The sequence below is a fragment of the Mucilaginibacter sp. cycad4 genome, assembly GCF_034263275.1.
Classification (GTDB): Bacteria; Bacteroidota; Bacteroidia; order Sphingobacteriales; family Sphingobacteriaceae; genus Mucilaginibacter.
Genome location: NZ_CP139559.1, coordinates 943,807 through 955,684 on the forward strand (window position 1 = coordinate 943,807; position 11,878 = coordinate 955,684).

The 11,878-nt window shown below is 40.9% G+C and carries 9 protein-coding genes; all 9 read right to left on the minus strand.

What is annotated here, in order from left to right; translation table 11 throughout:
- Positions 1-98 precede the first annotated feature (98 nt).
- The 9 genes from SNE26_RS03935 to SNE26_RS03975 all read right to left on the minus strand — a co-directional run bounded on the left by SNE26_RS03935 (position 99) and on the right by SNE26_RS03975 (position 11,634).
- Positions 99-899: a hypothetical protein gene (locus SNE26_RS03935; protein WP_321558070.1), complete on the minus strand. Its 801-nt coding sequence runs from the start codon at positions 897-899 to the stop codon at positions 99-101.
- Between the two features lie 243 nt (positions 900-1,142).
- On the minus strand, positions 1,143-2,078 hold the full coding sequence (locus tag SNE26_RS03940) for a phosphatase PAP2 family protein (RefSeq protein ID WP_321558071.1): 936 nt from the start codon (positions 2,076-2,078) through the stop codon (positions 1,143-1,145).
- 2 nt (positions 2,079-2,080) lie between these two features.
- Positions 2,081-2,704: a sterol desaturase family protein gene (locus tag SNE26_RS03945; RefSeq protein ID WP_321558072.1), complete on the minus strand. Its 624-nt coding sequence runs from the start codon at positions 2,702-2,704 to the stop codon at positions 2,081-2,083.
- Positions 2,705-2,925: 221 nt separating this feature from the next.
- Complete coding sequence (locus SNE26_RS03950; RefSeq protein ID WP_321558073.1) at positions 2,926-3,663, minus strand: CDP-alcohol phosphatidyltransferase family protein; 738 nt, start codon at positions 3,661-3,663, stop codon at positions 2,926-2,928.
- Positions 3,664-3,692: 29 nt separating this feature from the next.
- Positions 3,693-6,257 (minus strand): DUF5686 family protein, encoded by a 2,565-nt coding sequence (locus tag SNE26_RS03955; protein WP_321558074.1) that lies wholly within the window; start codon positions 6,255-6,257, stop codon positions 3,693-3,695.
- A 607-nt stretch (positions 6,258-6,864) separates the two neighbouring features.
- On the minus strand, positions 6,865-8,187 hold the full coding sequence (locus tag SNE26_RS03960) for an inositol-3-phosphate synthase (RefSeq protein WP_321558075.1): 1,323 nt from the start codon (positions 8,185-8,187) through the stop codon (positions 6,865-6,867).
- Positions 8,188-8,220: 33 nt separating this feature from the next.
- Positions 8,221-9,207: an NAD(P)-dependent oxidoreductase gene (locus tag SNE26_RS03965; RefSeq protein WP_321558076.1), complete on the minus strand. Its 987-nt coding sequence runs from the start codon at positions 9,205-9,207 to the stop codon at positions 8,221-8,223.
- Complete coding sequence (locus tag SNE26_RS03970; protein ID WP_321558077.1) at positions 9,204-10,322, minus strand: GNAT family N-acetyltransferase; 1,119 nt, start codon at positions 10,320-10,322, stop codon at positions 9,204-9,206. Before SNE26_RS03970 ends, SNE26_RS03965 begins: the two co-directional genes overlap by 4 nt.
- A gap of 103 nt (positions 10,323-10,425) precedes the next feature.
- Entirely contained in the window at positions 10,426-11,634 is a 1,209-nt protein-coding gene (locus SNE26_RS03975; RefSeq protein ID WP_321558078.1) for a pyridoxal phosphate-dependent aminotransferase family protein, read from the minus strand.
- Positions 11,635-11,878 lie beyond the last annotated feature (244 nt).

An 11,878-nucleotide genomic window follows, 5' to 3' on the forward strand; every position in this document is an offset into this window, starting at 1 on the left:
GACACTTTTAAACGCCTGTGGTTTAAATTATTGTTTCGGCCTTCTGATTGCTGAACGCCAGCGGCCGGTTTTCTTTCGCCTGTAAATGATAATAAGGGCTATAACGACGAGAACAAGAGTGGTGCCGATGAGAACGACAATGACGTTATGTGCCTGGCGTACCTTAGCATTGGCCTGCGCCTGGAGTTTTTGGTATATACTTTTTTTTTGGCTATCGCCGAATCCTGCTTTTTGATCCTGATCGAATCGGCTGTGGCTACCTTGGCAATGCTATCAACAGTAACCTGATTGAGGCTATCGTCCAAAAATTCATGGCGTTTAATGGCAACGGCAGCTTTATCGTAATCGTTCATTTTTCGGTACAATTCGGCATAGCCTACCTGCACTATCGATTCCTTTTTAGGATCGTGGGTTTTGAGCGATAAAGTTAAAGCATCGTTCAGGTCTTTCATGCTGAGTTTATAGTCCTTGATGTCGCTTTTAATGGCAGCCAGCTCGATAAGTGAGTTGATAATGTTAAGGGTATCTTTTCTTTGCCGTGATATGGTGTTCGATTGCAAAATGAACCATTTGGCCTGGCTAAATTTACGCTGTGAGCGGTATACTTTAGCCAAAGCGTTAAAGCTTGTACGTAAGCCTAAGGTATCATTATAGCTTGAGTAAGTATGTAGGGCAAGCATAGTGTAATTAAGCGCCTCGGTTTGAAAATAGTATTTCATTCGTCGGGTTGATACGGTATCATATCCCAAATAATAAGCAGCTATTTGTGTATAAATGGGGCCTTTTAGCGAGTCGCTGGTAACCTGTAATTTTTGCTTGAGGCTATCCAGGTCACCGGCATGTGCTGATAATTTAAATGTGGCTGTCAGAATAAAAAGTAAGGTAATAAGTCTCTTCATATAACAGATTACTCGAAAATACAATAATCCACTTATAATTAGGCAAATAGTGTGCCTGTTTAAGGGCGTTTCAATAGGTGATTGTCAAAGTCGTGCAGTTTTTTATTTGTTTTGAAGCGTACAGGCTGTTTTTCAGGAGGATAACCCTGAAAATATTAATCAACAATTGCCCGCGCGTTTTCCACAGCAGCAGCTTTGATGCATAGGATAGTATACAGAAAAGATTTTTTACTATGCGATTGTTTAAGAGATCACCCGTTCGTATTTATTCAGAGCTAATCGTAAGCCTGCAAATTGCTTTAACAGTACATTGTATAAGGTAATGCCTAATGCTGCACAAGTGATGCCGGCCAATACGTCAAGCACGTAATGGTGGCTTGCATAAACAGCCGTAAACCAGATACCAACGGTTACCACTGCAAAAAAGATATTAGCAAGTCCCAGCTTGTTTTTTAAGCCATAGTAAAGCACTATAACCGGGTATGACGAATGCAGCGAAGGCATGGCAGCAAACACGTTTGAACCTTTGGTATAAATACCTTTAAAAACCCCGGCATGAAAATAGGCATCAAACCTGGCCAGCCCGGCAGTGTTACCCATAGTTAACGGAATAAAATGAAACCCGTGATATTGAACAAACCATGGCGGTGCGGCAGGATAGGTGTAGTAAACTATAAAACCCAGGATATTCACCAGGACAAACGTTAACGAAAAATTAAGGAACTGCTTTTTGTTTTTGAAGAACAGGTAAGCGGCAAAGCCCAGCGGCACAGGGATCCAGCACAGGTAGAACAAGCCCGATAACACATCAATAAAAGTGTTACTGTTGGCCAGCCAGTATTCGTTAGGCGTAAGCAGTTTCCCGTTAAAATGGATGCCGAACAGGTGTTTTTCGGCATTGTAAAGCTCGGCAATATGTACCGGGTTGTAATTGTAATTGGGGAAGGCTTTCATGTAATCAAAAATGATCCAGTACACTATGAAAATAGTGAAGCCCAATATAAACTTGCGGGTTATTGCTGATGCATAAAACAGCACATTGAAAATAACTACCAGCGTAAGCTCATCCGGTTTATAACCAATAAGGAAAGTTGAAAACGCCAGGTAAGCAATGGAAAGCAGCGAAACAATAATTATCGAGCGGACATTTACCGTTACGCCAGTATTGGCATTGGTCATTGCTACTTTTTTAAGAAATCTGAACGGAAAATTTTATCCCAGAAAGGTGAACTCACACCATAACCTTTTTCAGGATCCTGGTAGTGGTGCAGCATATGGTGTTGTTTTATTTTTTTGAACAGCCCGCTTTTAAAATTAAAGTGGTGCATGGCATAGTGTGATATGTCATAAAACAGGTACCCTAAAATAAAGCCCGGAAAAAAGCCCCAAATGTAGTTTACAGGCAATATCCATTTAAACAAAAAGAAAAAGCCCGTAGCCAGCGGAATGCTTAATGAAGGGGGCAATACCAGGCGCTTGGCATCGCTCGGGTAATCATGGTGTACACCGTGCATAATGAAATGCAGGCGTTGTGCCCATTCCAGTTTTTCACTTGGCTGGTAATGAAATACAAAACGGTGCATGATGTATTCGGTGATAGTCCAAATGAAAAGCCCGAAAATAAACAGGCCGAGATAGGTTAACACATCAAATCCTAAATCGAAAAATTTATAGCTGCAATATCCAATAACAGGTACAAAAATATACAAAGGAACAGTGTAATGTACCTTTGATAAACCTTCCAAAAAGTCGCTCTTGAACATTCGCACAGATTCCTGCGAGTTGGATATATATTTCTTTTTCATTGTTATAATCAGGGTTTAAAATGTTTTTAGGATCTCTCTGCCTGTTATGGTGTATTTTAATTTATTAAAGATGGCTGGCCTTTAACCAACAAAAGGCAATTTTAGCAAAGATATTAGTTTTGAGTCGGAAGTCTGAAGTCAGAAAGTCCGAAGATTGTAATTTCAGACTTAAAAACTTGTGACTTTCCAACTACCGGTCTTGCCAACTTCCGGACTAAAAACTATTCTTCCCCTTCCTCCAGTTTCGTTAACGCTTTTTTAGCATCTCTGAGCCTGTTAAATGCGGTGATATTAGTTAGTACAGCAAGTATTACCAGCGGGATTGTAAATATCGATATAGTTTCAAATACATGAAATTTGATGCCGGGGATAAACAATTTATAGTTACCGCCAATATACTGGGCTACTATACCCGAAAGTGCTGCGCATAGGCCTATGGTTACTACACGCTCTGGCCTTTGCATTAAACCCCCTTTAATTTCAACTCCTAAACCTTCGGCACGGGCACGTACGTAGCTAACCATCATTGAGCCTATCAGCGCTATAAATGCAGCTATCGAGCTCAGGAAGTAGTGATGTGCCACCAGGTAATAGCAAATTCCCAGGAACATGATCAATTCGCTGTAGCGGTCAAGTACCGAATCGTACAAAGCGCCAAAGGTTGATTTCATATTGCCTAAGCGGGCTACCTGGCCATCAAGCATATCAAATAAACCAGCAAAAAGGATCAGGCCGCCGGCCCAGCCAACATAGCTCAGGTCGCCGCGGTTGCCTTCTTCTGCACCTAAAATAAATATGCCCGCAACGCCTACATTAAGTACAAAACCGATAGTGGTAACGGCGTTGGGGGTTAAGCCTATTTTTATAAGGATCTTCACAAACGGATCAATAACCTTATAAATGCCTAATTGCAGGCTGGTTCTGAAAGATCTCCTAAGTGTTGTTGTTTGCTGTTCCATTTTTCTCTTTGCTTATTTAGGTGCGATGATTAGAAGTCGAATTTAACCCTGGTGCGCAGCCCCCATTGGGCAACGTTTGGCTGGTCAAGGTAGTTAAAGCGCCTCACAAAATCTATGCGTATAAATTTAAATATATTTTCAATACCAACACTACCCTCAACATAAGGTGTTTTGCCCAATGTATAAGTGATCGGCACACCATCGGTGCCAACCGGCAATTGATATAATGACGGATGTATTGACGGATTGTTTTGATCGGACAGGCCGCCGTATAATACTTTTAAAGATGCGGTTTCGCGCCATTTCAGTTTCTTTAATAAAGGTATTTTATTAAAGAAGAAACCGCTGAAGTGCTGGTCTATCCTGAAGCTGGCATATTTATCACTTACAAACTCCAAAAAGTTCATTAAGTTGTATGAATCGATATCATATGCATAAGTTTGGTTGGCCCTGTGTATGGTTAACAAAGGGTACGGTACCGAACCGAATATTTTACCCGCCGAAACGTTGATATCTGCATAACCTAACTGCGAAAAGTAGAAGCGCTTATCGGCACGGAAATCAAGTTTTTGATAGTTGTATTCGCCGGCAAATAAGCCTTTAATACCTTGCGCGTAATCAAGTTCGAAGGCCGGGTATTTGTTAGGGATAGGGATCCGGTAGATCTTGCCCTGGTAAAACTGCTCATGAGGTGCCCAGCGGATGCTTCCGGTAAGCTCGGTGGTAGTTAAGTGATGAACCGAGTTTGGCAGATCATTAATGGTATTATCAAAATATAATGACCCTGCCGGCTCCTGTGTCCATTTTTTGAAGCCTGCTGCAAACGAAAGATGGCTTTCCAGTTCGTGTAAATAATCAAACCTGTAAAAATCGTTATACAGGAACTTATCGTTCACGCCGCGCTTAAATGACAAAAGAAAGTTATCCTCCTGTACAAACTGCAGGCTTGCACCAGGGATCTTGGTATCACGCTGAAAACTTGCCCTGATATAATTTTGAGGGAAACGATAGATAGATTTATCGTTAAGCGAATACGTTGCACTTAAAAAGTACTTCCAGCGCTCATCTTTAAATCCATAAGCTGCATAAGTTTCAAAATAATAACGTTTGCTTAATTCGGGCGTGGTACGACCGCCTACACGTAAACGGAAACCTTCAACCGGGTTAAAGCTGTAAAATGTATTGGCGGGGCCTAACTCAAATTTACCAAAGCCTTTGTAACCTGCAAGCAGGAGGGTTGCTATATCAACCGTACGTTTAAACGAAGGCATGTTACGCAGGCTGTCGATGTTTTTATAAACTTTTGATTCTGCAAGCGTTAAAGTATCTGGTCTGTTTTCCTGCCAGAACGATTCGGGGCGGTGTTTCACTTCATCGCTTAATTCGGCATATTGAGATCCCTGGTAAGTTGTATCGGGCCGGGGCTTATTAACAACGTAATTGCTGTAGGTTATGGCACGGATACCAAATAAACCGCTCTTTGCATCTTTTTTGGATGCGCCAAAATCTGCAATGGTGGTACTTTTGCTCAGGTGATAGCGGCCATCAGGGTTTTGCTGAAACTCCAGGTTAACGGTCATCGACCTGATGAAGTTGATATTGATATGTTTATTGATGGTCAGGTCGCACTTTTGTACAGCGTAGTTACCATCAAGCGTAATGTAGATACTACCTTCAAAAAGTACGTCGGTTGTATTGCGGGGGGTAAAGTCAAGCTTCACCAGCTTGTTATTATGTGCATCAACAACGGTATCGGTAATAAAGTATTTATAATAATTTGGCGAGTTATCAGATATAGGGCTAAGAAACTGGCTGGTTATCAAAAATACGTTGTTGGTATAAATATCAACCTTGTTGTATAGGTGCTTGAAATATTGGGTAAGGCCTTCATTATCGATACCCGCACCGTAGTTAACGCTTTTTTGGCCGGTTATATCTTCCCTCGTTTTTTCGGGGTTTTTACGGTAATAAACCTGCTGCAGTTTTTCATCAAGGTAAATAGGCAGCAGTGATTTACCCGGTATCAATGAGCTATCGCGGTTATCTAAAATGAACTTATACTTGCGGAAAAACTTCCTGTCCGAAAACTGGGCCGATACATTGCTCAGCGCAAACATCATTTTATCGTATTCCTTGTACTCTACGTAGTTATATGCTTCGGGACGGTTCTTTTCTTTGTTTTCGATAACCTTACGGATCAGCTCAACGGCTGGGTTATCTTTGTTACGGTATTTAGGTTTTTTTCCCGATTTTACCACAACTTCGTTAAGTTGTTGCGAAGCCGGGAACATCCTCACATTTATAACCTGCTCTTTACCGGGAACAACAGCTAAAAAGGCATCTTTATAACCTAAAAACGAAATTTTGATTTGTTTATATTGCTGATTGTTTGTGGCCAGGCGAAATTTACCGTTAACATCTGTGGTGGTACCGGTAGTGCTGCCTGTAAAAGAAATACTAACAGAAGGCAGGGTTTGTTTGTTACCTGCATCGGTAACGGTACCCGTTATTACCGTTTGCTGTGCATATAATGCCGAAGCAGAAAAGAACAGTATTAAGAAAAATAAGCTTTTATAAAATTTTTTACAATCCATGTACTTTGTGCAATTGTGCAAATACAAACTTCTTTTTTCAGCTCAATACTGTTATTATTGGATAAAGAGGTGTGTATTAATTATTCAAATATCTTTGGCAGATTTATTAAGCCTGCCCCTGTATGTTTTTTGTTATTCCGCCCCCTGAATCTCCCCGCGCTTACCCTGTTTTGTACACTCCCGGCAGATGGTTATTACGGAGTTTACAATTAACAGGCCAAAGGTAAAAAAAATCAGAACAGACTAATGTGGTCAAAAAGTCAAATATTGTTTACAGCTATTTATATCATTATATTAAGTAGCTATAGTAATCCAAACAACGGCCCTGAGCTGCTATTAGTATGCCCGTTACTTCTCGGTTTACTATGTTGTTATTTGTGTAATGTGCTGATAATTAGATATAATTTATTGTTTTTGTTGTCGGCAGGAAGGCTGCCGGGCTATACAAATAACATTATTTAACAATTTATACTTAGCGGTAATAAGACTGTAGCTTTAAAATAATGTTACCCGCCCCCCGGATTTTTTTACCTCACAAAAACAAAACAGCCGCAAAGCAGGGTTTAGTTGCTTACGGCTGTTTTAACGGTATTTAGTAATTTAACGATTATTCGGTCGCGAACATATCGTCATAATAATCCAACCCAAGGTGGGTGATCAGGTCTTCGCCCATCAGGTAACGAAGGGTATTCTCCAATTTGATCAGTTGTTTGAAGATATCATTTTCTGCATGTAAACCTGGTGCTGTTTGAGGCGATTTCAGGTAGAATGATAACCACTCCTGGATGCCGCTCATGCCTGCGCGTTTAGCCAGGTCGCAGAAGATAGCTAAGTCAAGCGCGATAGGCGCAGCAAGGATCGAGTCGCGGCAAAGGAAGTTAATCTTGATCTGCATTTTGTAACCTAACCAGCCAAAAATGTCGATGTTATCCCAGCTCTCTTTGTTATCGCCATGCGGAGGGTAGTAGTTGATACGGATCTTGTGGTAGATGTTACCGTAAAGCTCCTGGTTATCTTCTGGTTTGAAGATATCTTCCAATACACCCAGTTTTGATACTTCTTTAGTTTTGAAGTTATCCGGATCGTCAAGAACCCAGCCATCGCGGTTACCCAAAATGTTAGTTGAGAACCAGCCATGTACGCCTAATGAACGTGCTGCAAGGCCTGGTGCCAATACAGTTTTCATTAAGGTTTGACCGGTTTTGAAATCTTTACCTGCAATAGGGGTTTTGGTTAATTTAGCCAGTTCGATCAATGCAGGGATATCAACTGTTAAGTTAGGGGCGCCGTTAGCAAAAGGTACGCCTAATTTTAAAGCCGCATAAGCATAGATCATACTTGGGGCTATCAGCTTGTCATCATTTTTCAAACCTTCTTCAAAAGCAGCTAATGACTGGTGTACAGCCGATGCTTCATAATAGATCTCGGTTGAACCGCACCATACCAACACAACCCTGTCAAGACCATTAGCCTCTTTAAAGTTTTTGATATCTGCCATTACCTGCTCGGCAAGCTCAAGCCTGGTTCCGGTTTTAACGTGGGTACCATCAAGGTTTTTAGCGTAGTTTTTATCAAACGCAGCTTTCATTGGTTTAATAGCTTCCAATTCGGCTTTAACCGAATGTAAAAGTCCTGCTTCCAGTACCTGGGCGTTTGAGGCAGCTTCAAATACGTTATCTTCATAAACATCCCAACCGCCAAATACGATATCGTTCAAATCAGCTAAAGGAACAAATTCTTTAATTTTCGGGTTACGGTTTTCGGTTCTTTTTCCTAAACGTATGTGACCCATTTGAGTAAGGGAGCCAATTGGTTGCGAGATGCCTTTTTTTACGGCCTCTACGCCGGCAATTAAGGTAGTTGCTACAGCGCCTAACCCGGGGATCAGGATACCAAGCTTACCTTTAGCAGGTGTAATGTTGATTTTCATTTATGTAACTATTATTTATTTAAAATTAATTGGCTAAAGCCATTTGTTGGCCTTATACCATTTTAGCGTTTCGGCCATACCGTTTTGCAGGTTGTATAAAGGATAAAATCCCAGGTCGGATTTAGCTGCTTCAATATCACAATTCCAGTTAATGGCGGTCAATTCATTAAGCTTTTCAATATTCAGTACCGCAGCTTTGTTGCTCAAAGAACTTATTTTTTCAGATACAGCTGCAATCATTTTAACAAAATTTACAGGCAGATGAAATTTGATCGTTTTGAGCATCAACACCTCTTTGGTAATGTTCCCTAACTCATAACGGTTGTAAAAATTGCCGTCGCTGAGGTTAAATGTCTTGTTATTACCACCATACAAGGCCTTGATACTTGCTTTGGCCAGGTCTTTAACATATATAAAGCTGAGCTTTTGCTGTGCATTGCCTATATATGGCTCAATCCCCTTCACTATCTGTTTAAAAAATATAAATATGCCTGTATCCCTTGGCCCGTAAACCGCGGTAGGTCGTAGTATGGTATAATTTAGGCCGCTTATTGTTTTTAGTTTCTCTTCGGCAAGCAGTTTGCTCCTGCCGTATGCTGTAACAGGATGCGGAGGGGTTTCTTCGGTTATAGTGCCCGTTAACGTATTAAGCGGCCCAACCGAGGCCAGGCTGCCAATAAGTACAAACTTTTTTAAGTCGGCACAGGCCTCATAAGCTGCCGAAGCAAGGTTATGGGTATATGTGGCATTGATCCGGTTATATTCGGCTTCGGAGCGGGCGCTGGTTACACCTGCTGCGTGTATGATATAGTCGGGTTTTATTTCTGCCAGTTGTTTTTTTAATGTTTCCTTATTGTTAAATTCGGGGTAAATATATTGAATGTCTAAATTTTTCAGGTGATCAATTTTGCTGCTTTTGCGTACAGCTATAAATACCTCCAGGTTGTTTTGCATGGCTTCTTCAATTAAATGAGATCCAACAAAACCGCTTGCACCGGTTATTAAAACCCGTTCCCTCATATCGCTTTTTGATATAGCCTGTATTTTTTATACGGATCGCCTTTTATGGCTTCAATGGCACGGTTCATCATATCGTTATTCTCCAGTGTCCAGCCGGCTTCTGCATGTTTATAACCCTTGGCCTTATACTCCTTGATGATGGTGCCATATAAACAGGCTTCGATGCCCATTTTACGGTAATCTTCAATAACACCCAAAGCGTAAATGCGGATCCCCGTGATGCTCTTTTTGCCGAACAGCAATTTGAAAATACCGGTAGGCAACAAACGGCCGCGTTTTATTTTTTTGAAGATATCGTTGTAATCAGGCAAAGCCAGGCCAAATGCAACAATTTTACCGCGCTGCTCGGCAACGATGGCAAAATCAGGATCGAGGATCAGTTTAAGATCTTTGGCCAGGTAATCGTACTCTTCGTTGGTCAGGGGCACAAAACCAGTATTTTTGTCCCAGGCCGAGTTATAGACTTCGCGCAGCTTAGCAGCCTCTTCCTTAAAGTTTTTAAGGTTGATCTTCCGGATAACGATATCATTTCGCTTTAACCGTTCTTCAAGCGCGTTTAATAACCGTACCGATTTATCGTCATAGGCTTGCCCTTCCCAGTGCCATCCTATCAGGTCAACATCTTTGGTAAAGCCAAAGTTTTCAACCAGGTTGGCATAATAGGCAAAGTTATAGGTGTTCATCAGGAATGGTGAACTGTCAAAACCTTGTATTAACAACCCGCAGGGTTCATTGGTCGAAAAATTGGTAGGCCCTAACAGTTTGCCGGTAACGCCTTTTTCTTTAAGCCATTTGGTAACCGTTTCAAAAAGCAGGTTAGATACAGCTGTATCGTTTATACAATCAAAAAAACCAAAAAAGCCATCGTTAACGTGGCTGTATTCGTTATGGCCGTTATTGAGGATAGCAGCTATCCGGCCAACAATTTTATCCCCGTCATAAGCTAAAAACGGTTGTACGGTATTGTGCTTATGGAAAGGGTGCTTGGTTAACAAATCCCTTTGGGCAATAAACAGCTCAGGAACATAGTAAGGATCGTCCTGGTAAAGGTCATGCGGGAAATCAATAAATGAAGCCAGTTCTTTTTTTGATTTAACCGTTACTATTGTAATCATGTGTGGTAAATGATTAATAAAGCAAATTGGTATGCTTTAAATAAAAATGTGCATTTAGCTTACTTTAAAATAAAAGCAGCTAAATGCACAAAAGGGTATTTCATTATATTTTTTCTTTAACAGAAGAGGTTACACCAACTTCTTTAAAGGCTTTTGCCAGTTTTTCAACGGCTTCGTCAATTTGCTCAAAGGTATGGGTAGCCATTAATGAGAAACGAAGCAGCGACGAATCGGAAGGAACAGCAGGGGATACAACCGGGTTAACAAATACACCAGATGCCTGCAGGTGTTTGGTAACTGCGAATGTTTTTTCGTTATCACGAACGTAGATCGGTAAAATAGGGCTTTCGGTAGGGCCAAGGTCAAAACCTTCTTCCAGTAAAAGCTTCATGGCATAATTGGTATTATCCCATAATTTTTCGATCCTTTCGGGCTCAGTTTCAATAATATCCAATGCTGCAATTACGCTGGCAACAGAGCCCGGAGGCATGCTTGCGCTGAACATCAATGAACGTGCACGGTGTTTGATATAATCAATAGTGTCCTGGTCGCTGGCGATGAAACCACCTAATGAGGCTAATGACTTACTGAAGGTACCCATGATGAGGTCAACTTCATTGGTAAGGTTAAAGTGTGAAGCGGTACCTGCGCCTTTATCACCAATTACACCAAGGCTATGCGCGTCATCAACCATGATGTTGGCACCGTAGGTATCGGCAAGCTCAACAATTTTAGGCAATTTAACGATATCGCCCTCCATGCTGAAAATACCGTCAACTGCAATGATCTTCACAGCATCTTCAGGAAGTATGCTTAATTTGCGCTCAAGATCGGCCATATCGTTATGGGCGTACTTGATCACTTTTGAAAACGACAGGCGGCTGCCGTCAATGATACAGGCATGGTCATACTCATCAAGTATGATATAATCATTCCTGCCGGTAACACACGAAAGTACACCAAGGTTAACCTGGTAACCTGTGCTGAATAAAACAGTGGCTTCTTTACCTACATAACTGGCCAGCCTGTTTTCAAGCTCAATGTGGATATCAAGTGTACCGTTCAAAAAACGTGAACCGGCACAGCCTGTGCCATATTTGTCAATTGCTTTTTTTGAAGCTTCTTTGATTTTTGGATGATTGGTAAGGCCCAAGTATGAGTTAGAACCAAACATTAATACCCGCTTGTTGTCAATAATTACCTCAGTGTCTTGTGCAGACTCAATAGGCCTGAAATAAGGATATAACCCCCGTTCACGCAGCATATTTGCTACTTGAAACTGAGCGATTTTCCCATGTAGTTTTTTAACCATGTATATTAACTCTGCTTAAATTTTGTGTAAAAATACCATGAATAAGCATATAACTTATACGGTGTGTGTAAATTTTTTTAAAATAATGCCTATTAACGTATCAATACTACTTAAGAAGCACACAAATTCTTACACGGCAAATTAATTAATTTTTTTATTTATATCGAGCCTATTATTTTCATTTTTTTGTAAAAAGCCCAAAAAGCTGACACTATCCCGAGTTTTTGTAATTTTTTACGTAAAA